The organism is Streptomyces sp. NPDC090127, from assembly GCF_044746945.1.
Classification (GTDB): domain Bacteria; phylum Actinomycetota; class Actinomycetes; order Streptomycetales; family Streptomycetaceae; genus Streptomyces.
This window is the reverse complement of sequence record NZ_JBIVDE010000001.1, coordinates 747,645-771,367: the sequence shown is the minus strand read 5'-3', so window position 1 is coordinate 771,367 and position 23,723 is coordinate 747,645. Positions and strand designations below refer to the sequence as shown.

Here is a 23,723-nt window from a genome sequence, read left to right as displayed (position 1 = left end):
TCACTTGACGCTCCTCAGCGGTGGCGGCGCGGCGCTCACCCGGTCGCCCGGGCGCCCGGGCAGGTGGGCCAGCTCCGCGATGGCGATGGTCAGGACGTCGATGCCGCGCAGGTAGTCGGCGAGGACGATGTGCTCGTCGTCGGCGTGGTCGAGGCTGCTGTCGCCCGGACCGTAGGTGGCCATGGGGATGTCCCACACCTCGGCGAGGGTGTTCATGTCCGAGGTGGCCGTCTTCAGCACGAGTCGCGGCTGGGCGTGCAGGTGGCGGATGCCGGTGACCAGGGCGCGTACCGCGGGATCGGCCCGGCCCACGCGGCAGGCCGACACCGCGTTCAGCACCTTGAGCTCACCGTCGGCCAGCCGCTCGCGCAGCTCGCGCACCAGCTTCTCGTCGTCGAATCCCGGCGGGGTGCGGATGCTGAGGTCCATCGACGCCGAGGTCAGGTCGGCGTTGAGGCGGCACAGTGTCGGGCCCGGCCGGTCGAAGACGGCGTGGCTCGCGTCCGGCCCGAGCAGGTCGAGCAGCGCGTTCCAGCAGGCGACGGCCAGTTCGGACGCCTTCGGCACCGGGTTGCTCGGGTGTGTGGCGGGGCACTTGACGGTGTAGCGCAGGTCGAGCTTCCCCTTGTAGCCGAGCACCACGCTCGACCAGCCGCTCGGCTCGCCGATGATCAGCGCGTCCGGCCGCTCGTGGCGGGCCCGGATCGCCATCGCGCCCCGCGAGGCGGGGGTCTCCTCCTCGACGACGCCGATCACCACGATCCTGCCGGGGAAGTCCACCGCGCCGGCCGCGGCGCAGATCATCGCCGCCAGCGGCCCCTTCGCGTCGACCGCACCCCGGCCGTACAGCCGGCCGTCCTCGGACCGGACCGGGACGTGGCCCGAGACGGTGTCCATGTGTCCGAGCAGCATCAGGGTCGGGCCGTCACCGCGCTCGATCACGCCGATCACGTTGCCGACGTCGTCGATGTGCGTGGCGAAGCCCAGGCCCGTCATCGCCTCGACGAGGAAGTCGGCCAGCTCGCGCTCCTGGTACGAGGGGGAGGAGGTCTCCAGCAGCTTGCGCAGCAGCCCGGCGGCGTACGTCTCGGTGACTTTGCCCGAGGGCGTGAAGGGCCAGTTCATCGCTGACTCCGTTCCAGCAGGTGGTCGAGGATGCGGTCCGCGACACTGACGTGGTCGCCGAGGACGGACTGGAAACCGGAGAACTCCACCCGGTGGTTGACCTCGAGGACCAGCAGCCGGCCGTCGCGGTCCTCGATCAGGTCGACACCGGCGATGTCCGCGCCGACGGCGACGGCCGCTTCGAGGGAGAGCTTCTCGATCTCCGGCGTCACCTCGCACGGCAGCGTCCGGCCGCCGAGCGCCACATTGGTGCGCAGGGCCTCACCGGTCCGGTAGATCGCGCCGATCACCTGTCCGCCGATCACGATCACGCGGATGTCCCGGTCCGGCTTGTCGACCAGTTCCTGCACGTACGCGAGGTGCGACTGCGGTCCGGGCAGCGCGCCGGCGTACTCCAGTACGCCCTCCGCCGCGACGCGGTCGGGGAGTTGGACCACCAGCCGCCCCCACGAGCCGACCAGCGGCTTGAGCACCGCCGGGTAGCCGAGGGAGTCCAGGGCTTCCAGGGCGGCCTGCGGGGTGAGGGCGAGCGCGGTGCGCGGCGTCGGTACGCGGGCCTCCGCCAGGGCCTGGGTGGTGAGCCACTTGTCGCCGCACACCTCGGTCGCGGACACGCTGTTGACGACGTCGACCCCCGCCGCGGCGAGGCAGCGGGCCGCGTACCCCGCGCGCGTCTGGCCGATCTCCCGGTTCAGCGCGAGGCCCCAGGGCAGCTCGCGCCGCCCGGCGGGGAACCACTGCCGCCGCGGGTCGAGGTGCTCGTAGGGGACACCGCGCCGCTCGAAGGCGTCGAACAGCCGCTTCTCGTCAGCGCCGATCCTGCTGGCGAGCACGGCGATCCTGCGGGCGTCTGGGCGCTCGGGCGTTGCTGACACGTGACCTCCGTTTGAAGCACCACTGCTGGGCCGGACGGCAGGGCGAGCCCGCCGCGTGAAGAGAAAAATAGGAGGGCGGGGCCGGTCCGCGCGTCCGCGCCGAAAGGAATCGGGAGGACGTATCACAGGGAGTCGGGCCGCTGCGATTGCGAATTCTGATTACCCGGCCCAGGCCGGTGCCGTGCCATTGTTGACCGCATTCGGAAACCCGGCGGAAAGCGTTGACCGCCGCAAGGCACAGAGGGGGAAGTCGTGGAAAGAACGTCGGAACGGATTCCGGTGCTCGCCCTGTGGAGCGCGCCGCGCTGTCGTTCGACCGCGTTCGCGCGGATGATGACGGAGCGGGGCGACCACGCCGTCGTGCACGAGCCCTTCTCCCGGGTGGTCGACTTCGGCGAGGTGGAGGTCGGCGACCGCGTCGCGCACGACGAGCGGGCCGTGCTCGCCCAACTGCGCGCCATGGGGAGCCGCCGGCCGGTGTTCTTCAAGGACACCACGGACTTCCCCTACCCGGAGCTCCTCGCCGACGAGGCCTTCCTCGCCGCCGCGACGCACACCTTCATCATCCGCGACCCGGCCGAGGCGATCGCCTCGCACCACGCGCTCAACCCGGAGCTGGGCCAGGACGAGATCGGCTTCGCCCGGCTGTACGAGATCTTCGGCGCGGTGCAGGCCGTCACCGGTGCCACGCCGGTCGTGATCGACTCCGACGACCTGCTCGACCGCCCCGCCGAGACCGTGCGGGCCTACTGCGAGGCGGTCGGCATCCCCTTCCGCCCCGAGGCGCTGACCTGGCGGCCGGGCATGCGCTCGGAGTGGCGGTCGACCAGCAAGTGGCACCGGGCGACCAGCGAGACCTCCGGCTTCGCCCGCGGCAGGACCGACGGAGCGGAGAAAGTGGCGGCGGACCCGGTGCTGCGCGCCTTCCGCGACCACCACCAGCCGTACTACGAGAAGCTGCGCGCCGTCGCACTCCGCCCGTGAGGTCCGGCGGAATCTTCCGCATGATGACCCGGCGCGTACGCCGTATCCGTATGCGGATGTGCAGGGTAATCGCCACGCGGATGATGAGCGCGAATCAGCAGACTACGTTCGAGTCGTACATTCCGTTCCAGCGAGGTGGGGCACTTGACGGGGATCTCGACGTCCTCAGCCACAAGGTTTCTGTTCGATCGGATCGACATTTCCGAGCACCGCAACAATGCGGCAATCTCTTCGGCGGCGGAGACCGGGGCAGGGGCATTCAATGTGTGGCGGAACTCGTTCGCGGCGGAATACCTGCCGGCGGGCGGGAGTCTCGTCCACGTGGACGGGGTTCCCTTTGAGTTCCCTCCGGTCTGCGAAGGGTCCGACAACATCCGCTGCGCCGGCCAGTTCATCAAGGTCCCCCGGGACCGGTACGACTGGATCCACGTCCTGGCCGCGTCCGAACGGCGCTCCGAGGACACCGTCGAGCTGACCTTCGCGGACGGCTCGGTCGACGCGGAACCGCTGCGGGTCTCCGACTTCTGGGCGGCCCCGGCGTGGTTCGGCGAGGTCAGGGCCTTCGAGAGCCTGGCCATGCACTACCCGCACCACGTGCAGCGCGGCGTCCCCGCGGTGATGTGGGCGCAGCGGGTGGCCGTGACCCGGCGGGCCGACCTCACCGGCATCCTGCTGCCGCGCAACGTCGCGGTGCACATCTTCGCCGTCACCCTCCAGCGGACGGAGCGCTGACATGACCGTGGAAACGCCCGCACGCACGTACACGATCAACGGTCCGGAACCCGAGCTGTGGTACCGCGACCTCATCAGCTGCCTGCAGGCCACCATCGGTTCGGTGCTGGCCCGCCAGGGCGCCGACCCGCTCGCCGTGCTGGGCGCGGGGTGGCGGTTCCTGCACCTGCCGGGCGACGTCCGGCACGAGGAGTTCTACTACCCGTGCCTGCCCGACGAGTCCGGGACGATCGACCTGGGCACCGCGCTGGCACCGCACCACGCGTTGAGCGTGCGCTGGTGGCGGCCGGCCGACGAGCAGGACGTCTGGAGCGAGGTGCGCGCATCGCTCGCCGAGGACCGGCCCGTCATCGCCGCCGTCGACAACTTCCACCTGCCGTTCCGGCCCGCGTACGGAGACGTGCACGCCGCGCACCAGGTGGTGATCTACGGTCTGGACGAGACCCGTGGCGTCGTCTACGTCTCGGACGCGATGCCGCCGTCCTTCCGCGGCGCGGTCCCGATCGAGCAGTTCCTGCGCAGCTGGAACTCGGAGAACCCGACCGACGTCCAGGACGCCTTCTTCAGCGACTCCCGGATAGGCCGGCGCTGCCTCGACGTCCGGCTGGACGCCGCGCCCGCCCCGCTGACGCCCGACCTGCTCGGCGGCTTCCTCCGCACCAACACCGAGGACTTCACCACCGCGGGCCCGGTCCGCACCGGTCTCGCGGGCTTCGACCAGTTCGCCGCGGAACTCCTCGAACGGTGCCGGGCGGACGACGCCGGTGCGCTGCGCGAGCTCTACCCGTTCGGCTGGGCCATGCAGGCGCAGGCCTCGCTCCACGGGGAACTGCTGCGCCGCTGCGGCGGTGAGTGGCGCGACCCGGCGCTGGCCGGAGCGGGCCGCGCGGTCGAGACCGTGGCGCACACCTGGACCGGGCTGCGCTTCACCGGCGCGCACGGGCTCGAGGACCCGCGCGCGGCCGCCCTCGACATCGCGCACCACACCACGCTGCTGCGCGGCGCCTACGCCCGCGCGGTCGACGCCGTCGGCGCGGTGGCGGCCCGGCTCTGATCGTGTACGCATCGACCCTCGTGACCTCCCGGAGTGAAGAGTGAGCAGCAAGCTGGCAGCGCTCGGCGGTACGCCGGCCGTGCCGAAAGACCGACGTCATGTGCCGTGGCCCCTGGTCGAGGACGAGGACCGCAAGGCCGTTCTCGACGCCCTCGACGGCGCCCGGCTGGTGTCCGACACCGACGGCGTGAACCCGGTCTCCGAGCTGGAGAACGACTGGTCCCGCCGCTTCGGCTTCGCGCAGTGCGTCGCGGTGTCCAACGGCACCGCCGCGCTGTCCCTGGCGCTGTCCGCGCTCGGCGTCGGACCGGGGGACGAGGTGATCGTGCCCGCGCTCAGCTTCATCGCCACCGGGCTCGCGCCGGTGCACCAGATGGCCGTCCCGGTCTTCGCCGACATCGACCCGGTCACCTTCAACATCGACCCGGACGACATCGAGCGGCGGATCACGCCCAGGACCCGGGCGATCATCCCCGTACACCTGCACGGCGCGCCCGCCGACATGGACCGCATCATGGCGATCGCCCGCAAGCACGACCTCGCGGTGGTCGAGGACGCCGCACAGGCCCCCGGGGCGACCCACCGCGGCCGGCCGGTCGGCGGGATCGGCGACGCGGGCTCCTTCAGCCTCCAGGTCAGCAAGAACATCCCGACCTGCGGCGAGGGCGGACTGCTCGTGACCGGCAGCGACGAGCTGGCCGAGGCGATGCGCCGGGGCCGGCAGTTCGGCGAGGTGATCACCGCGGGCCGCGACCGCGACTACGTCTCGTACGGCCTCGGCTGGAACCACAAGATGAACGCCCTCCAGGCCGCGTTCACCTCCGCGCAGCTCGCCCGCTTCGACGGGTACGAGGAGCACCGGCAGCGGAACGTCACCGAGTTCCTCGCCCGGCTCGCGGGGCTGCCCGGCCTCCAGGTGCCCACCGCGCTCCCGGACACCACCCACGTCTGGCACATCCTGCGCTTCCGCTTCGACCCGGCCGCGTTCGGCCTGGACGGCGTGAGCCCGCAGGCGCTGCGCTCGGCTCTGCGCCGGCTGCTGCGTGCCGAGGGCGTCCCGATGTCGCAGTACCAGCTGATGCCGCTGCCCGACCAGAAGGTCTTCGTCGACCGCCTCGGCTTCGGCTCGGGCCACCCGTGGGCCATGACCGGCGCGCCCGGCACGGTCCAGGGCGAGGGCTACCCGGTGACCCGCGAGGTCATCGCCGACTCGCTGACCATCCAGAAGCGCCACCTCAACCCCGGTGCGGGCGAACTGCTCTCGCTGTACGCCGACGCCTTCGAGAAGGTGTGGGCCAACAAGGACATGGTGGCCACACTCGCGAAGGCGGCGTCATGACCGGAACCCAACTGCTGGAGCGGGACGCACTCGGGACGCTCGACGCGATCGCCGCCCGCATCCGCCGGCACGTGGTCGACATGTGCGCCGGGCCCGAGGGCGGCCACCTCGGTGGCGGGCTCTCCTGCACCGACGTGCTCACCGCGCTGTACTTCTCCGTCCTCGACGTGGACCCGAGCCGACCGGACGATCCGCACCGCGACCGCTTCCTGCTCAGCAAGGGCCACGCCGCCGTCGCGCTGTACGCGACCCTGGCCGAGCGCGGCTACTTCCCGGTCGAGGAGCTCGCCGAGTTCGGCCGCCCCGGCAGCCGGCTGATGGGCCACCCGGTCCGCGCGGTGCCCGGCGTGGAACTGCCGACCGGCTCGCTCGGCCACGGGCTCGCCCTGGGCTGCGGCTTCGCGCTGGCGGCCCGCTACGCGCAGAGCCCGGCGCGCAGCTTCGTCCTGCTCGGCGACGGCGAGCTCCAGGAGGGTTCGGTGTGGGAGGCCGCGATCGCGGCCGCCAGCCTGCGCCTGGACCGGCTGGTCGCCGTCGTGGACCGCAACGGCCTGCAGCTGACCGGACCGACCCAGGGCATCGCACCGATGGAGCCGCTGGCCGAACGCTGGCGCAGCTTCGGATGGTCGGTGCGCGAGGTGGACGGCCATGACCCGGCGCTGCTCGCCGAGCACCTCGACGGCGCGCCGTGGGAGCCGGGCAAGCCGAGCGTGCTGATCGCCCACACGGTCAAGGGCCACGGCCTGCCCTTCCTGGCCGGCCGTCCGGCGAGCCACTACGTCACCCTCTCGCCCCGCAACCACGCGCGGGCGCTGAACGCGCTACGAGCCACGGAGGCCCTGGGATGAGCCGCGCGACCCGCGAGGCGTACCGGGACACCCTGCTTCCGCTGCTGGCGCGCCGTCCCGAGCTGATGTGCCTGGACTCCGACACCGGGCTGTTCTCCGCGGACCACGCGGCGGCCGCCGGCGAGCAGTACCTCAACCTCGGTATCGCCGAGCAGAACCTGATGGGCGTGGCCGCCGGCATGGCGGCCTGCGGACGGGTCCCGTTCGTCAACACGATGGCCGCCTTCGCCACCTCCCGCGCGCTGGAGGCCATCAAGATCGACATCGCCTACAACCGGCTGCCGGTCCGCATCATGGCCACCCACGGCGGCCTGGCCGCGGGCCACCTCGGCCCCACCCACCAGGCCCTGGAAGACCTCGCCGTGATGCGGGTGCTGCCCGGCATGACCGTCGTCGTGCCGGCCGACGCCGCCGCCACGGAGGCGTTCGTCGAACAGAGCCTGAACCTGCCCGGACCGCTCTACGTCCGCCTCGGCCGCAAGGCGACCCCGCCGCTGCCCGTCGGCCCGCCCCCCGTCATCGGGCAGGCGCAGACGCTGCGGGAGGGCGGCGACGTCGTCCTCGCGAGCTGCGGCCCGTACCCGGTGCTCGCGTGCCTCGCCGCGGCGGACGCGCTCGCCGGCCACGGCATCGAGGCCACCGTGCTCAACATGCACACGCTGCGACCGCTCGACACCGAGACGCTGACCGCCGCGGCCCGCCCGGCCGACCTCGTCGTGACCCTGGAGGAGCACTGGCGGGGCGGCGGACTCGGCGGAGCGGTGGCCGAGACGCTGGCCGAGCGCGCGCCGGTACGGGTGGTGCGGCTGGGTGTGCCCGACACCTTCGTCACCGAGGTCGGCCACCAGGAGCACCTCGTCGCGCACTACGACCTCACCGCGGAGCGGGTCGTGAGGACGGTCCGTACCGCCCTCGACACCGCGGCCCGCACGGGAAGAACCGGCCGAAAGGAACACGTCTCGTGACCACCACGACTGCCCTGTCCTGCCCGGAGTGCGAGGAGCCGGTGACCGTCGGCGACTCGGTCCGGCTCAACGAGATCCTGGAATGCGCAGGTTGCCGGAGCGAGCTGGAGGTCGTCGCGCTCGACCCCATGGTGCTCGCCCTCGCCCCCGAGGTCGAGGAGGACTGGGGCGAGTAGCAGCCCCCGGCAGTGGCCGCCCCCGGCGGTGGCCGCCCCGGCGCGCCGTGTACGCCGGGGCGCGCCGCGTTCCGGACCTTCCGCACAGCCCAGAAGCGCACGACTTCCCCGAAGGAGCCCCACCTCATGCAGTCCGAACCCCACGGTCCCGGCGTCGGGACGGCAACCTTGACGCGCTCGCCGTTCTCGGTCCTCGACGACGCGGGTTCGTACGCCGCCGCCGTCGACGCGTTCCTCGCCGCGGACACGCCCGCGTCCGTCCCGGTGTGGACCGGCGGACGGGCCGACCTGGCCGCCTCCGCCGAGCGCGCGGCCACCCTCTACGGCGAGGTGACCCGCCCGGCCGCCCGCACCTACGGCGTCGTGCTCAGGCCCGAGTCCCTGCCGGCGGGACTGCACGCGCTGATCGCGCCCTGCGCCCTCACCTGGCTCGACCAGGAGGAGCTCGTCCCCGCCCTGCTCGACCGGCTCGCCCCGCGGGACGGCCGCCCCGAGACGTACACCCTCCTGGTCGCCGGTCTCTACGAGCACTTCACGGTGGACCTCATCTGGCCGCTGGTCCGCGCCGCCTCGCGCCGGCCGGACGTGCGGCTGTCGTTCCTCACCGGCCGCGACGCCGCCTCCCTCGCCTGGTTCACCGCCAAGCAGTACGTCACGCCGGCCCCGGACGTGCACGAGCTCGGTCTCTTCACCGCCGTCGACCGCGGTCTCACCCGCGACGGCATCCACCTGCGCAACGAGGGCGAGGTGGGGAACACGGACGTCAGGTCCGAGATCCTCGGGACCCGTTGGCGGCGGTTGATGCTCCAGGGGCACGGCAAGGACGACTCGATCAACCTCGCCGAATTCACCATCTGCGGTCTGAACGAGACCGTCGGACGGAACCCGTCCCTGGTCGCCCCGATCTGCGCCACCTCCACCTGCTACAAGCCCGTGGACAAGCTGATCCAGCTCAGGGACGTTCGCGCCGCGGAGGTGGTGCTGAGCTCCTGCAACAACGCCCCCTTCGCCGACGCCGCCGTGTTCGACCCGAAGTACCAGCTGATGCTCAACGCGATCGACGGGACCGCCAAGAACGTCGTCGGCGCGATCACCGTCCACGCCTCCGCCCGCCCGGAGAACCTCGTCTGGACGGAGGCCGCCCTGGCGGGGTCCTCCTCGACGGAGGCGCTCAACGCGAGCATCGGCACCTCGGAGCCGTACCCCGCCTACGTCCAGTTCGGCACCGGCGAGGACGCCGGCCGTACGCCGGAGCTGCCCGCCGTCGAGCCGGAGCCGCTGCTCCTCACCACCTCGGCCCGCCTCACCGCGTACCTGGCCGGCGGGGTGCTGGCCCCCAACCACGCGCTCCGCCCCCGCCTGGGCAAGCTCGCCGTCAAGGTCGAGAGCCAGGTCTCCCGGCGCGACCTGGCGGTCCACCAGGACCGCACCCCGGTGCTCCGCGGCCTGATGGACGACCTGCAGTCGCTGGACATGGCGATCGCCACCCAGTTCACCAAGGACCCGGAGAACGAACTCAGCAACTGCTTCGCCTACTTCGGCGAGCGCAGCCGGATCGACATGTCCGACGTCAGCCACGTGCGCTGCCAGTGCGGCCGGCCCGCCGAGCGCTACAGCCGGCGTGCCCTCGTCCCCACCTCGCTCGACTACGAGGGCGTCGTCTGCACCCGCTGCGGTGACGTCGCCTTCCGGCTCTTCGGCTCCCCGTCGCTGCTGATCCACGCCGAGGACGGCGCCGAGCAGGGGGCCACGAACGAGGTGCGGGTGGCCGTGCGCGACGCCCGGCCCGGCATCCTGCGCCTCGGTCTCTTCTTCGCCAGCTACGGTCGCGCCGGCTGCACGATCGAACCGAACCTGCGCAAGGTCAGGATCGCCCCGGACGGGACCGGCGAGACGACGTTCACCCTGACCCTCGACCCCGGCATCCCGCCGCACGGCTACTACATGACGGCCTTCGCCGTACAGGACCTCGCCGTGTCGATCGCCCGCCGCAACTTCGGCGTCCTGGCCGCCGGGAACGCCGGCTGACGGGCTCGTGGGCCGGACCGGCCGCGTACGTGAATTCCCTTTCAGGTCACAACCGTTCGAATTGGAGGACGTGGTGGAGGCGCTTCGTGGCGTGCAGGTGAGGAGGGCGTGGCCGTGCTGCGAGTGACAGTGGTCGGTGCGGCCGGCTACATCGGCGGGGAACTGCTGCGGCTGTTGCTGGGCCACCCCGAGGTGGAGGTGGTGGGCGCCGTGTCGTCCCGCTTCCCCGGCAAGCGGATCGACGGTGTGCATCCCAATCTGCGCTCCGTCACCGATCTGCCGTTCTGCTCGGCCGAGGACGCACCGGAGAGCGACGCGGTGTTCCTGGCCCTGCCGCACCGGGTGGCGATGACCCAGATCGAGCACTGGCGCTCGCGCGCCGGCGTCGTCCTCGATCTGACCGGCGACTTCCGGCTCTACGACACCGAGGTCTTCCGGCGCTACTACGGCGAGGAGCACCTGGCACCGAAACTGCTGGACGACTTCGTCCCCGGCCTGCCGGAGCTCTACCGCGAGCGCCTGCGCACCGCCGACCTGATCAGCGTGCCCGGCTGCATGGCCACGGCCGCCGTGCTCGCTCTCCACCCCCTGGTGGCGCACGACCTGATCGACCTCGAACGCGGGGCGCAGGTCGACGCGAAGACCGGCTCCAGCGGCTCGGGCGCCACCGCGGGACCGGCCAACCTGCACGCCGAACGCAGCGGCGCGATGCGCGTCTTCGCCCCCACCCACCACCGGCACGAGGCCGAGATCGCCCAGCACCTCGGCCTGCCGACCGCCATGACCGCCACCGGCGTCGAGGCGGTCCGCGGAGCCCAGACCCTCTGCCACGCCACCCTGCGCCCCGGCGTCGACACCAAGGCCGTCCGCCGCGCCTTCCGCGAGTGCTACGCGGCCGAGCCCTTCGTCCGCGTCGTCGCCCACCAGCGCGGCGTCTACCGCTACCCCGACCCGAAGATCCTGCTCGGATCGAACTTCTGCGACGTCGGCTTCGCCCTCGACGAGGACACCCGCCGGCTGAGCGCCATCGGAGCCCTGGACAACCTGGTCAAGGGCGGTGCCGGCAACGCCGTGCAGTCCCTCAACGTCCGCATGGGTCTCCCCGAGACCCTCGGCCTCACCTTCCCCGGCCTGCACCCGCTGTAGCCCCCGCCGAACCGGAGAGAGCGTGATCACCCAACCCCTGACCGTCGTCAAGTGCGGCGGCAATCCCGCCGTCGACGCCGCAGGCATCTGCGCCGACATCGCCCGCCTGGTCCACGAGGGCCACTCCATCCTGCTCGTCCACGGCGGCTCCGGCGAGATCGCCCGGCTGTCCGGCCGGCTCGACGTCCCGCAGCGCACCCTGGTCGCACCGGACGGCGTGTCCACCCGCTACACCGACCCGGACACCCTCGACGTGGTCGTCCTCGCCCTGGCCGGCTCGGTCAAGCCCCGGCTGGTGGCGGAACTCTCCCGCCACGGCGTGCCCGCCGTCGGCCTCACCGGCATGGACGGCGGGATGCTGCGGGCCCGCCGGAAGGCCGCCGTCCGCGCCGTCGTCGACGGCCGCACCGTCCTGGTCCGCGACAACCACAGCGGCCGGATCGCCACCGTGCGCCCCGAACTCCCCCGGAACCTGCTGCGGGCCGGCTACGTACCGGTGGTCTCGCCTCCGGCCATCGACGAGCACGACCAGCCCGTCAACGTCGACGCCGACCGGGCCGCCGCCGCCCTGGCCGCCGCCCTCGGCGCCGACCAACTGCTGCTGCTCACCGGCGCACCCGGGGTGCTCGCCGATCCCGGCGACCCCACCAGCGTGCGCGACAGCATCGGGATCACCCCCAGCGGGGCGCCCGACCCGTCGGCCACCGGCGGCATGGCGCTCAAGCTCATCGCCGCCCGCGAGGCGCTGGCCGGCGGGGTCACCACCGTGCGCATCGCGGACGGACGCACTCCGGACCCGGTCAGCCGGGCGCTCGCGGGGGCGGGCACCACCGTGCACGTCGCCGACGCCCCTGCCGCGGAGGGCGGTTCACACAAGGAGGAGATCCGGGTATGAGCGAAGCCGATGGCACACCGGCCGGGTGGCAGGGCGGTACGGTCTGGCTGACCGGGCTGCCGAGCGCGGGCAAGTCGACCATCGCGACCGGACTCGCCGAACGCCTCTCGGCCGAAGGACACCGGGTGCGCGTCCTCGACGGTGACGAGGTCCGCGCCGCGCTCTCCCCCGACCTCGGGTACTCGAAGGCCGACCGGGACACCAGTGTGCGGCGCATCGGGTTCGTGGCCCGGCTCCTCGCCGAGCACGGCGTCACCGTGCTGGCACCGGTCATCGCCCCCTACGCGGAGTCCCGCGCCGCGGTGCGGGACCAGCACGCGGCGCGCGGCGTCGGCTACCTGGAGGTGCACGTGGCGACCCCGGTGGAGAAGTGCGCCGCCCGGGACGTCAAGGGCCTCTACGCCAGACAGGCAGCGGGCGAGATCAGCGGTCTCACCGGCGCGGACGACCCCTACGAAGCGCCGGTCGACCCCGACCTGCGCCTCCACACGCAACACAACACGATCGACGAGTCGGTCCGGCAGGTGCGTGCGCTGCTCGCTGCACGGGGACTGTGACGAAGGAGACTGACATGACTGTTGTCGACACCGCCGGCGCGCTGCGCCCGCCGCGCCCCGCGCCGCCGGACCACCTCGACGCCCTCGAGGCCGAGGCGGTGCACATCTTCCGCGAGGCCGCGGCCCAGTTCGAGCTACCGGTCCTGCTCTTCTCCGGGGGCAAGGACTCGATCGTCATGCTGCACATCGCGGCCAAGGCCTTCTGGCCCGCGAAGGTGCCCTTCGGCCTGCTGCACGTGGACACCGGGCACAACTTCCCCGAGGTGCTGGAGTTCCGCGACCGCGCCGCCGCCCGGGCCGGCGCCCGGCTGGACGTGGCACGGGTCCAGGACTACATCGACGACGGGCGGCTGCGCGAACGCCCGGACGGCACCCGCAACCCGCTGCAGACCGTGCCGCTGCTCGACGCCGTGACCACGCACCGCTTCGACGCCCTCTTCGGCGGCGGACGGCGCGACGAGGAGAAGGCCAGGGCCAAGGAACGCGTCTTCTCGCTGCGCGACGAGTTCGGGCAGTGGGACCCGCGGCGCCAGCGCCCGGAGCTGTGGTCGCTGTACAACGGGCGGCACAGCCCCGGCGAGCACGTGCGGGTCTTCCCGCTGAGCAACTTCACCGAACTGGACGTGTGGCAGTACATCGAGCGCGAGCGGATCGAACTGCCCTCGATCTACTTCGCCCACGAGCGCGAGGTCTTCCGGCGCGGCGGCATGTGGCTCACCGCCGGCGCCTGGGGCGGCCCGGCGCGGGGCGAGACGGTCCGGACCAGCCGGGTGCGCTACCGCACCGTCGGCGACATGTCCTGCACCGGCGCCGTCGAGTCCGACGCCGTGACGGTGCGGGAGATCATCGCGGAGATCGCCGCCTCGACGCTGACCGAGCGCGGCGCGACCCGAGCCGACGACAGAATGTCCGAGGCGGCCATGGAAGACCGCAAGCGCGAGGGGTATTTCTAGATGAGCATGCCTACGGTGCCGCTCGCGGCCGGGAACACGGATGCCACACGGCCGGGCTCACTGCTCCGGCTCGCCACGGCAGGCTCGGTCGACGACGGCAAGTCGACGCTCGTCGGCCGACTGCTGCACGACACCAAACAGGTCTTCGCCGACCAGCTCGACGCCGTCGAGCGGGTCTCCCGCGAGCGCGGACTGGAGACCACGGACCTCGCACTGCTGACCGACGGACTGCGCGCCGAACGGGAGCAGGGCATCACGATCGACGTCGCCTACCGCTACTTCGCGACGCCCAGGCGCCGCTTCATCCTGGCCGACACGCCGGGGCACGTGCAGTACACCCGGAACATGGTCACCGGCGCGTCGACCGCGCAGGTCGCCGTCGTGCTGGTGGACGCGCGCCACGGCGTGGTCGAGCAGACCCGCCGGCACGCCGCCGTCGCCGCCCTGCTGAAGGTGCCGCACGTCGTCCTGGCCGTCAACAAGATGGATCTCGTCGGCTACGCCGAGGACCGCTTCGCCCGGATCGCGGACGAGTTCACGGAGTACGCCCGGGCGCTCGGCATCGCCGCCGTCACGACGATCCCGATCAGCGCCCTGCGCGGCGACAACGTCGTGCAGCCGTCCGGGCGGATGGACTGGCACACCGGCCCGACCCTGCTCGAACACCTGGAGACGGTCGACGCCGAACGCGACGCCTCCGCCTCCCCGGCGCGACTGCCGGTGCAGTACGTGCTGCGCCCGCAGAGCGCCGAGTTCCGCGACTACCGCGGCTACGCGGGCCAGATCACCTCGGGGGTCTTCCGCCCGGGCGACGACGTGGTCGTGCTGCCCTTGGGCAGGCGGACGTCGATCGCCGGGATCGACCGGCTCGGCGAGCGCGACGTCGAGGTCGCCCGCGCCGAGGAGTCGGTGACGATCCGGCTGGCCGACGACGTGGACGTCGCGCGCGGCGACCTCATCGCCGCCGTCGACCAGGCTCCCCGCGTGACCCAGGAGGTGACCGCGACCGTCTGCCACATCGCCGACCGGCCGCTGCGCGCCGGCGACCGCGTCCTGCTGCGCCACGGCACCGCCGTCGTCAAGGCCGTGGTCCGCTCGCTCGACTCGGTCCTCGACCTGGAGACGCTGCGCCGGCTGCCGGGCCCGGGGGCCCTGCGGGCCAACGACATCGGCCGCGTCACGCTGCGCACGGCCTCGCCGCTGCCGCTCGACGACTACGCCGACCACCGGCGCACCGGCTCGTTCCTGCTGGTCGACGAGGCCGACGGAGCCACGCTGACGGCGGGCATGGTCGCGACGGAGAGCTGAGCGGGAAGTACGAAGCCCGGTCCACCGCACCCCGCGGGTGGTGGACCGGGCTTCAGGCTTTCCCGGGGGAGCCGGTCACGGCCTGACGCGGTACTCGACGGTGCCGAGGACCCGCGCCGCGTGCTCGCGCAGCTGGTCCACGGAGTCGCCGGTCATCGAGAAGGTGAGGAAGAAGTTCTCCATGTCCAGGCGAGTGACCCGGAACCCGTCGGCCAGCCGCACGTGCAGGACGCCGGGCAGGGCGAGCAGCTCGGCCTCGGTCGTGACGACCTCCACCGTGCCGATCTCCTCGGCCTCCACGTCCATCCAGCCGATGAACGGCCGCTCGCGGAGCGCCGGCAGCTCCTGCGGCGCGTACTCGCCCAGCGCCATGGAGACGATCACCGAGAACACGTCGATGCCGTACAGCTCCTGGATCGACCGGGGGATCTCGCCGCCGCCGGCCCGGACGTTGATCTCGATGAGCTCGGTCCTGCCGTCCGGCGAGCTCCGGCCCTCGAAGTGCAGCCAGAGCTGGTCGAGGCCGCGGTCGGCGCACAGCCTGTCGATCGCCTCGCACAGGACCCGCACCCCTTCGCGCACGTGGTCCTGCTGCGGCGGGTGGAACTCGAGGCCCGCGTCATGGTGCCGGACGTCGTCGTGGTCGGGCTTCTCGACCGCGAGGAGCGGGTGGAAGCGGCCGTTCAGCACGGGCCCGTCGACGGAGAACTCGACGCCCGGCAGGAACTCCTCGGCGATCAGCTCCACCCCGCCCGCCCCGGACTCCGCCAGGTGCTTCAGGTGGGCGAGCAGCTCCGCCCGGTCGTCCACCCGCTTGACCAGGTACGAGGCCGAGGACTCCCGCGCGGGCTTGACGATGGCGGGGAAGAAGTCCAGGGTCGCCGGGTCGTCGGTGAACCTGATCCCGGACAGGCCCAGGGCCCGCATGTGCTCCCGAACCAGGTTCTTGCTCGCCAGCACGGCGCGGCCGGTGCCACCGCCCGGAAGGCCGTAGTGCGTGGTGAGCGCGATGTTCCACTCGATCAGCTTCTCGATCATGCTGACGACGGCGATCGGCACGATGCCGCGCTCGTCGATCCGGGCCGTGAGGGCCGCGAGCTCCTCGCCGTCCCAGTCGAACACCAGGTGGTCGTCGCAGAGGCCGGCATGGGGGTCGTCCGGCAGGTTCGAGACCAGCACCGGCCGCAGACCGCGGGACCGGAGCTCCCCGACCGCAGCGGGCACGTTGCCGATGGCTATCCAGGAAAGGACGAGCACGGATTTCATGTCGCGGACCTCCGGAGGCTTTCAGGAAGGGGTGTCTGATGACACGCGGGCGCCAATGCTGGCACACCTGGAGGCCGTACCGAATAAGCGAGATGACTAGTCGCCGGCGGTCCGGTAAATGCCTTGATCCCCCGTGGATAAACCTGCGGCAGACGTGCCCGGAGACATCACGCGTATAGCGTCCGTCCGAGGCGCCGTTCGGCGTCTCCCTCCATCCGAAAGAACGCATTGCACAGTGCGTACAGACCGAAGGACGGGCATGTCCGCAATAGAGCAACTGAACTTCGACCGACTGGCTCCCGGAGTCAGAAAGGAACTCCGGGAGCTCTGCCGGCTCGACAACCACCACGGCCCGCTGGCAATTCTCTTCGAGTACGCACTGATCGCCGGATCCGTAGCTCTCTGCGTCGCGGGCTCGTACTGGTTCTATCCGGTGGCCCTGGTCGTCATCGGCTCCACCCAGCGCTTCCTCGCCCACTTCCTGCACGAGTCGTCCCACAAGGTGCTCGCCCGGAACCGGACGCTGAACCTCATCGGCGGCACGGTGCTCTCCGGATACCTGGTGTGGCACCTGCTCGGCCCCTACCGCAGCTCGCACGTCGGCAACCACCACCGCAACCTGGGTGACGCCGAGAACGACCCCGACTACAGCTTCCACATCGAGTGCGGTCTCTACGACACCGAGCGCTCCGACCGGTACTTCTTCTACAAGCACCTCGTGCTCTCGGCCCTCGGACTGCGCGCCTTCAGCTACATCCGGTACGTGGCCCGTGAACGGCTCTTCTTCGACGCCTCCCAGGTCACGGTCTCCGTACCGGTGTCGCTCCGGGTGGAGCGCGTCGTCGTCCTCGCCCAGTGGGCGGCCATCGTCGGGATCTGCGCCTGGTTCGGGTGGCTGCCGGAGCTGGCCCTGTTCTGGTTCGTCCCGCTGTTCACCACCAACGCGGCCATCGGCTGGCTCGCCGAACTGGCCGAGCACTACCCGATGCCGGAGAGCGAGCAGCAGCCGGTGCTGCTCACCCGCAACCGCCACGGCCGCTTCCTGGAGCGGTTCCTGATCAGCCGCCACAACGACCGGTACCACCTGGTCCACCACCTGAACACCGGCATCCCCCACTGGAACCTGGGCCGGGCCCACCGGGTCATGCTCCAGGACCCCGGGTACGCCGCCTGGGACGGCCTGTGGGCCGGCGCGTTCACCACGCCCCGCTCGCGCAAGGGCAAGGAGACCGTGATCAGTTACGCCGCCAAGTACCGCCGGTGGCGCCAGGCCGGCGGCGACCCCGCCGGGTCGAACCCGACCTTCGCCCAGCTCATGATGCTCGCGGCCGACCCCGACTCCGCGACCGCCTCCTACCGTGTGGGCGCGGGTAAGCGAAACGTGCACACGCGCAAAGAGGAGTCAGTGCGGTACGTCCTCGCGGATGAACTCGACGCGGATGTGCAGAGGCCGAACGCGCCTCTAGTCTCGCGTTTCGACACCTCCCGACGGTGAGGAGCCGGCCGGCTCGTCGCCCCCTTCGCGACCAGACGCGTTCGCGCCGGCACGGTGACGCGTCAGCCCGACGCATGCGACACGACCCCACCCCGAGCGAGGCGTAGGAGCGGAACATGAGCAGGACGCTGACCGTGGCAATCATCGGTGCCGGCCCACGGGGCACCTCACTTCTCGAACGTCTCGTCGCCAACGCCGCCGAGTGTGCGCCGGACCGGCCGATCGCCGTCCACGTCATCGATCCCTATCCGCCCGGGGGCGGTCGCATCTGGCGCTCCCAGCAGTCACCGCTGCTGTGGATGAACACCGCGACCGACGAATGCACCATGTTCACGGACGAGACCGTCGCGTGCGAAGGCCCGGTCGTCTCCGGTCCCACGCTCGGCGAATGGGCCCGACAGCTGACCGAGGGCAGTCTGCCGTCGCCCCCGGGCTTCACGCTCGCCCCCGCCACGTCGGTCGAGGCGACGAGGATGCGGGACAGCTGGTTCACCACTCGTCCGACGCAGAGCGACTATCTGTCGTGGGTGTTCTGGCAGACGGTCAAGAGCGGCAAGCCCCAGGTGCGGGTCCACTCGCACGTAGGCCGGGCCGTCGATGTGCGGGACCTTCCTCTCGGCCGGCAACGCGTCGTCATGGCGGACGGCCTTCCCCCGGTGGACGCCGACGTCGTCCTGTTCGCACAAGGAAACGTCGATATCGCGCCGACCGCGGAAGAGGTGCGGCTGACGGAGTACGCGGCCGCCCATGACCTGTGTTATCTGCCGGCGGGATCGACCGTCGACGACTCCTTCGACCGGATACCCGCCGGCGAACCGGTGATCGTCCGCGGGCTCGGACTGTGTTTCGTCGACACCGCCGTGCTGCTGACCGCCGGACGCGGCGGCACCTTCCACCGTGACGACTCCGGCGAGCTGCGGTACAGGCCCTCCGGTCAGGAACCCGTCCTCTTCGCGGGCTCGCGGCGCGGCGTACCGTACTGGTCGAAGATGCACTACGGCCTGGCCGGATCACCCCCGGAACCGTTCGGCCACCTCGACGCCGCGGCCGTGGACGGCCTCGGCGACCGTCCCCTCGACTTCGCCCTGGACATCTGGCCGTTGATCGCCCGCGAAATCACCCACGCCGGCTATCGCGAGCTCGCCGCATCGCACCCGGAACGCCTGGACATCGACGCCCGTCAGTTCCTTCACCGCCTCGACACCCTCGACTGGGACGGGCCGGAACTCAAGGAACTGGTCGGTCAGGCAGTGCGGTTCGACGAGGACCGGATCGACCTGGAGGGAACGGCCCACCCTCTGGCCGGCCGCCACTTCGCCGACCTGGACGCCCTTCAGAGCTGGATGATCAGCCATATCGCCACGGGAGTTCGACGCGGACGCGATCCTCGTCACAGCGCGAGCCTGGCGATGCTGCACGGCCTCAGCTCTGCCTTCTACCGGCTGGTCGCACTCGTCGACGAACAGAGGATCTCTCCCGCCGCATGGGACCACGAGCTGCCCGCGTTCCTCGATCTCTGCCGATTCCTCACCAGCGGACCGCCTGGACCACGGCTGGAGGAGCTGCTCGCCCTCACTCGTGCCGGAGTCGTCAGATTCCTCGGTTCGGAGATGACGGTGACCGCCCACGAGGGGCTCTTCCACGCACGGTCGTCCAACGTCAACGTATCGATCACAGCCCGCTCCCTCATCGAGGCCCGGCTCCCGGAGCGGACGGTACTCCGCGTCGACGACCCCTTGCTGCGCAAGCTCGTCGAGCGCGGGGAGATCAGGGCGGAGATCTCCTCGGTCCCCGACGGCGGCGACCGGTATCCCACGGGCCTTGTCGATACGGCGAGTCTCATCGACACCGATTCTTCGCATCGCCTGAACCGCGCTGACGGAACCCCCCACGAGAGTCGCTTCGGGGCAGGAATCCTGTTTTCGGGAAGTGTGCTGGCATCCGGCCGGTTCCCGTCCCCGAAGAGCAATGACGAATTCTTCCGACAGAACGACGTGATCGCTCGCGCCGCGCTCCACGAACTGTGTCGACACGACGTAGCCACCCACGACTCTCGTGACCTTGATGATGTCTCGAAATGCAAAGGGGAGAATGAGTGAGTGACTTCACGGGACTGGTCGCGATCGTCACCGGCGGTGCGTCGGGAATCGGACTGGCCACGGCGAAACTGCTGAGCAGCAGGGGAGCCTCGGTAGCCGTACTCGATTTCAAGCCGGACGGGCTCCCGGACGACATCACGGGCATCGAGGCCGACGTCACCGACGACGCCCAGGTCAGGTCCGCCGTGGACGCCGTGGTCGAGCGATTCGGCAGGCTGGACGTCGTGGTGAACAACGCCGGCATCGGCGCGGTCGGGGACGTGACGGAGAACAGCGACGAGGAGTGGGCGCGCGTCCTGGACGTCAACGTGGTCGGCATGGTCAGGGTCGCCCGGCACGCCGTGCCGCACCTGCGGCGCTCGCCCGCCGCCGCGATCGTCAACACCTGCTCCATCGTGGCCTGGGCCGGAGTGCAGCAGCGGGCGCTCTACTCGGCGAGCAAGGGCGCGGTCCAGGCACTGACCCTGGCCATGGCGGCGGACCACGTCCGCGAGGGCATCCGGGTCAACTGCGTCGCCCCCGGCTCCGCCGACACCCCGTGGATCGGCCGCTCGCTCCAGGACACACCCGACCCCGTCGCCGCCCGGGCGGCCCTCGACGCCTTCCAGCCGACCGGACGCCTGGTGACGGCCGACGAGATCGCGGGCGCGATCGCCTACCTGGCCAGCCCCCTGTCGACCGCTACGGTGGGCACCGTGCTCGCCGTGGACAACGGCATGCACGGCCTGCGCCTGCGCCCCCAGGTCCAGACCTAGCCGACAAGTCCGCGCCCCGAGACCTGGTGATGCGCTGCACGAGATGATCTACTCTCGCGAGGTAGGTATGCCATCCGGGGGGAGGCTAAAGGGTGCAGGCTGCGACGTCGAGGCGGAATCAGGACGAGACCGGTCGCAGACCGGAGTTCGCCGTGCTCGGATCTCTGGAGGTCCGCAGCGGCGGTGAGCCCGTGCCGGTCAGCGGAGCGCTGCAGCGGCGCGTCCTGGTGACCCTGCTGCTGGAGGCCGGCCGCGTCGTGCCCGTCTCCCGCCTCGTGGCGGCCGGCTGGAACGAGGAGCCACCCGACAGCGCCGAGCACCAGGTGCGCAAGGTGGTCGCCAAGCTGCGCAGCCGCATCCCGTACGGCCCGCACGTCATCGTCACCGACGGGCCCGGATACCGCGCGGACGTCGACACCGACCAGCTCGACCTGCTCCGCCACCAGCAGCTGCTGGGCCAGGCCAGGGCAGCGCTGGAAGCCGGGGAGCCGGAGCGGGCCGCCGCCCGGTTCCGCGAGGCGCTGGCCCTGTGGCGGGGGCCGGTGCTCTCCGGTGACGGCGGCCGGGTGATCGACGCCGCCTCGGCGGCCCTGGAGGAGCAGCGCCTCACCGCGGCCGAACAGCTCTACGACCTGTGCGTCGCCGCGGGCGCGGCCGCCGAGGTCACGGGCGAGCTGCGGGCCCTCGTCGAGGAGCACCCGCTGCGCGAGACGCTCCGCAGCCGGCTGATGCTCGCCCTCTACCGCTCGGGCCACCAGGCCGCCGCACTCGCCGAGTTCGCCCGCGCCCGCAGACACCTCGCCGACGAGCTCGGCATCGACCCGGGGGTCGAGCTCACCGAGCTGCACGAACGCATCCTGCGCCAGGACCGGTCGCTCATCCACCAGTCGGCACGCCCGCCTTCCCCCGCCCCGGCCGAACCGCCCGACGTGCCGTACGCCCTCCCCTTCGACGTACGGGACTTCTCGGGCCGCGACGCCGAGCTGCAGTGGGTCTGCGACGCGGCCGGACGCGCCCTGCCCCGGGTGCCGACGGTCCTCGCCCTCGACGGCATGGGAGGCAGCGGCAAGACGGCGCTGGCCGTGCGCGCCGCCCACCGGCTGGCCGAGCGGTATCCGGACGGCAGCCTCTTCATCGACCTGCACGGCTTCACCCCGGGCAAGACACCGCTCAGCGCCTTCGACGCCCAGGGGGACCTGCTCGCCGCCGCCGGCGTTCCCAGCGACGAGATCTCCACGGTGCCGGCGGGGCGCGCCGCACGATGGCAGTCGTACATCCGGGGACGCCGCATGCTGCTGCTCCTGGACAACGCCGCCGGGTCCGAGCAGGTACGCGGGCTGATCCCCGCCTCGTCCGACAGCCTGGTCCTGATCACCAGCCGACCGCGGCTGACCGGGCTCGACGGAGCCGAGTGGCTCTCCGTGGGCGCCCTGTCGGAGTCCGACAGCCACCAGATCCTGCTGAGGACGCTGGGCGGCGAACGGGTCCGGAACGAGCCGGACGCGGCCCGCGAGCTGCTGGACCTGTGCGGCGGACTGCCGCTGGCGGTCAGGATCGCCGCGGCCCGGCTGGCGAACCGCCCGCACTGGACCATACGGCGGCTCGCCGAGAGGCTGCGGGACCACAACCGGCGTCTGGACGAACTCACCAGCGAGGGCAGGGGAGTCGCCGGCGCGCTGCTGCTGTCGTACCAGTCCATGCCCGACGACCAACGCACCGCCTTCCTGCTGCTGGGACACCACCCCGGACGCTACCTGGACACCGAGGAGGCCGCGGCACTCCTGGACACGGACGCGATGACGGCCGAGGGCGTGCTGGAGGAACTCGTCGACATCAGGCTGCTGGAGGCCAGGGAGTCGGGGGTGTACGCCCTGCACGACCTGGTGCGCAGCTTCGTCCACCGGGTCGCTCGGGACGAGCGGACGTGGGAGACCGGACGGGCGGTGCGCCGGCTGCTCGACCACTACGTGCACATGGCGGAGCGCGCGGGCGACACGCTGTTCCCCGGCCGGCGCAGCGTCGGGGAGGGCGACGAAGCGGGCGGCGCGCACCCGGAGTTCGACCACAAGGACAAGGCGCTCCACTGGCTCGACCAGCACCGCGACGGCATGCTCGCGGCGGTGGACGCCGCGTACGACGAGGGCCTGCTGTGGCACGCGGCGCGGTTGCCGCGCGAACTGGGCTTCCACTCCAGCGTCCGCGCCTACGACGCCAGCGCGAACGCCGCCCTGGAGAAGGGGGTGAGCGCGGCGAGACGACTCGGGGACCTGTCCCTGACCCGGCTGAACCTGACGAACCTCGCCATGGGCAAGTGGCGCCTCGGGCAGCTGAGCGACGCGATCGCCCGGCTGGAGGAGGCCGTGGAGCTGTCCCGGCAGATGGCCGACGAGCACAGCGAGGCCGCCTGCCAGGCGCGGCTGGGACAGGCGTACAACAGCATGGGGGAGCTGGAACGCGCGCTGGAGCTGAATCAGGAGGTCAACCGGCGCGCCAAGGAGCTCGGGCTCACCCGGCTCGGCGGCTCGTCGCTCAGCATGCTGAGCCTGATACAGGTGCGCCTGGGGCGTTTCGACGAGGCGGTGGAGTCGGCGGAGCAGGCGCTGTCGGTCTTCGCGTCGATCCAGGAGGTCCAGCTGTCCGTGGACGCGCTGAGCAACCTCTCCCAGGCGATGGAGGGGCTGGGCCGCCTGGAGGAGGCGCTCGCCCGGGCCGACGCGGCGCTGGAACGGTGCGAGCGGATCAGCATGCCGTCGGTGCTGCCCCTCGTCCTCGCCCGCCGGGCCGACGTGCTGACCCGCATGGGGCAGCTGAAGGAGGCGGCGCACAGCGCCGACCAGGCCCTCACGGCCGCCCGGGGCACCGGCGACATCTACCGGGCCGGCGTCCACCTCACGGTGGGGCGGGTCCGGTACGCGCAGGGGGAGCTGGAACTCGCACGCGCCCAGCAGCTGCTGGCCCACGAGATCGCCTGCCGCATGGAGTTGCGCTACGACGAGGCGTGCGCCCTGTGGGGTCTCGCCCGCACCGCGGAGACCCGGGGACAGCTGGAGCTGGCCCGGGAGCACCGCTCAGCCGCCGATGACCTGTTCTCTCTCATGAACGTGCCGGAGACCGCACGGTGAG

20 protein-coding genes are annotated in these 23,723 nt (G+C 71.7%); 17 read left to right on the top strand and 3 right to left on the bottom strand.

Features of this window, described 5'->3' with window-relative positions; translation table 11 throughout:
- Both ACIPPS_RS03355 and lysX read right to left on the bottom strand, forming a co-directional pair.
- Entirely contained in the window at window positions 1–1,125 is a 1,125-nt protein-coding gene (locus tag ACIPPS_RS03355; RefSeq protein WP_401426239.1) for a M20/M25/M40 family metallo-hydrolase, read from the bottom strand.
- Window positions 1,122–2,000, bottom strand: coding sequence for a lysine biosynthesis protein LysX (lysX, locus tag ACIPPS_RS03350; protein WP_401426237.1), 879 nt, complete (start codon window positions 1,998–2,000; stop codon window positions 1,122–1,124). The genes ACIPPS_RS03355 and lysX overlap by 4 nt, the downstream gene beginning before the upstream one ends.
- A gap of 252 nt (window positions 2,001–2,252) precedes the next feature.
- Between lysX and ACIPPS_RS03345 the strand changes: the two genes are divergently transcribed.
- The 13 genes from ACIPPS_RS03345 (at window position 2,253) to ACIPPS_RS03285 (ending at window position 14,985) form a co-directional block, all read left to right on the top strand.
- Window positions 2,253–2,984: a sulfotransferase family protein gene (locus tag ACIPPS_RS03345; protein ID WP_401426235.1), complete on the top strand. Its 732-nt coding sequence runs from the start codon at window positions 2,253–2,255 to the stop codon at window positions 2,982–2,984.
- Window positions 2,985–3,305: 321 nt separating this feature from the next.
- A complete protein-coding gene (locus ACIPPS_RS03340; protein ID WP_401426233.1) occupies window positions 3,306–3,716 on the top strand; it encodes a hypothetical protein in 411 nt (136 codons plus the stop codon).
- 1 nt (window position 3,717) lies between these two features.
- A complete protein-coding gene (locus ACIPPS_RS03335; RefSeq protein WP_401426231.1) occupies window positions 3,718–4,770 on the top strand; it encodes a BtrH N-terminal domain-containing protein in 1,053 nt (350 codons plus the stop codon).
- Window positions 4,771–4,810: 40 nt separating this feature from the next.
- Window positions 4,811–6,109 (top strand): DegT/DnrJ/EryC1/StrS family aminotransferase, encoded by a 1,299-nt coding sequence (locus ACIPPS_RS03330; RefSeq protein ID WP_401426229.1) that lies wholly within the window; start codon window positions 4,811–4,813, stop codon window positions 6,107–6,109.
- Window positions 6,106–6,957: a transketolase gene (locus tag ACIPPS_RS03325; RefSeq protein WP_401426227.1), complete on the top strand. Its 852-nt coding sequence runs from the start codon at window positions 6,106–6,108 to the stop codon at window positions 6,955–6,957. Before ACIPPS_RS03330 ends, ACIPPS_RS03325 begins: the two co-directional genes overlap by 4 nt.
- Window positions 6,954–7,922: a transketolase family protein gene (locus tag ACIPPS_RS03320; protein WP_401426225.1), complete on the top strand. Its 969-nt coding sequence runs from the start codon at window positions 6,954–6,956 to the stop codon at window positions 7,920–7,922. Before ACIPPS_RS03325 ends, ACIPPS_RS03320 begins: the two co-directional genes overlap by 4 nt.
- A complete protein-coding gene (locus ACIPPS_RS03315) occupies window positions 7,919–8,098 on the top strand; it encodes a lysine biosynthesis protein LysW (protein ID WP_401426223.1) in 180 nt (59 codons plus the stop codon). Before ACIPPS_RS03320 ends, ACIPPS_RS03315 begins: the two co-directional genes overlap by 4 nt.
- A gap of 126 nt (window positions 8,099–8,224) precedes the next feature.
- Window positions 8,225–10,126 carry a hypothetical protein gene (locus ACIPPS_RS03310; RefSeq protein WP_401426221.1) on the top strand — a complete coding sequence of 634 codons (1,902 nt, stop codon included), beginning with the start codon at window positions 8,225–8,227 and terminating at the stop codon, window positions 10,124–10,126.
- Between the two features lie 114 nt (window positions 10,127–10,240).
- Window positions 10,241–11,272, top strand: a complete 1,032-nt coding sequence (gene argC / locus ACIPPS_RS03305) for an N-acetyl-gamma-glutamyl-phosphate reductase (protein ID WP_401426218.1) — start codon at window positions 10,241–10,243, stop codon at window positions 11,270–11,272.
- Between the two features lie 22 nt (window positions 11,273–11,294).
- Entirely contained in the window at window positions 11,295–12,167 is an 873-nt protein-coding gene (locus ACIPPS_RS03300; protein WP_401426215.1) for a [LysW]-aminoadipate kinase, read from the top strand.
- Window positions 12,164–12,724: an adenylyl-sulfate kinase gene (cysC, locus tag ACIPPS_RS03295; RefSeq protein WP_401426213.1), complete on the top strand. Its 561-nt coding sequence runs from the start codon at window positions 12,164–12,166 to the stop codon at window positions 12,722–12,724. The genes ACIPPS_RS03300 and cysC overlap by 4 nt, the downstream gene beginning before the upstream one ends.
- Before the next feature lie 14 nt (window positions 12,725–12,738).
- Window positions 12,739–13,677 carry a sulfate adenylyltransferase subunit CysD gene (gene cysD, locus ACIPPS_RS03290; RefSeq protein ID WP_401426211.1) on the top strand — a complete coding sequence of 313 codons (939 nt, stop codon included), beginning with the start codon at window positions 12,739–12,741 and terminating at the stop codon, window positions 13,675–13,677.
- Window positions 13,678–14,985 (top strand): sulfate adenylyltransferase subunit 1, encoded by a 1,308-nt coding sequence (locus ACIPPS_RS03285; protein WP_401426209.1) that lies wholly within the window; start codon window positions 13,678–13,680, stop codon window positions 14,983–14,985.
- A gap of 75 nt (window positions 14,986–15,060) precedes the next feature.
- Here ACIPPS_RS03285 and ACIPPS_RS03280 read toward each other — a convergent pair whose 3' ends face one another.
- On the bottom strand, window positions 15,061–16,251 hold the full coding sequence (locus tag ACIPPS_RS03280) for an acetyl-CoA carboxylase biotin carboxylase subunit family protein (protein ID WP_401426207.1): 1,191 nt from the start codon (window positions 16,249–16,251) through the stop codon (window positions 15,061–15,063).
- A 259-nt stretch (window positions 16,252–16,510) separates the two neighbouring features.
- Between ACIPPS_RS03280 and ACIPPS_RS03275 the strand changes: the two genes are divergently transcribed.
- From ACIPPS_RS03275 to ACIPPS_RS03260, 4 genes are all read left to right on the top strand, one after another.
- Window positions 16,511–17,746, top strand: coding sequence for a fatty acid desaturase (locus tag ACIPPS_RS03275; protein WP_401426205.1), 1,236 nt, complete (start codon window positions 16,511–16,513; stop codon window positions 17,744–17,746).
- A gap of 116 nt (window positions 17,747–17,862) precedes the next feature.
- On the top strand, window positions 17,863–19,845 hold the full coding sequence (locus tag ACIPPS_RS03270) for an FAD/NAD(P)-binding protein (protein WP_401426203.1): 1,983 nt from the start codon (window positions 17,863–17,865) through the stop codon (window positions 19,843–19,845).
- Complete coding sequence (locus ACIPPS_RS03265; protein WP_401426201.1) at window positions 19,842–20,600, top strand: SDR family NAD(P)-dependent oxidoreductase; 759 nt, start codon at window positions 19,842–19,844, stop codon at window positions 20,598–20,600. The genes ACIPPS_RS03270 and ACIPPS_RS03265 overlap by 4 nt, the downstream gene beginning before the upstream one ends.
- Window positions 20,601–20,752: 152 nt before the next feature.
- On the top strand, window positions 20,753–23,722 hold the full coding sequence (locus ACIPPS_RS03260) for a BTAD domain-containing putative transcriptional regulator (RefSeq protein WP_401426199.1): 2,970 nt from the start codon (window positions 20,753–20,755) through the stop codon (window positions 23,720–23,722).
- Window position 23,723: the final 1 nt, after the last annotated feature.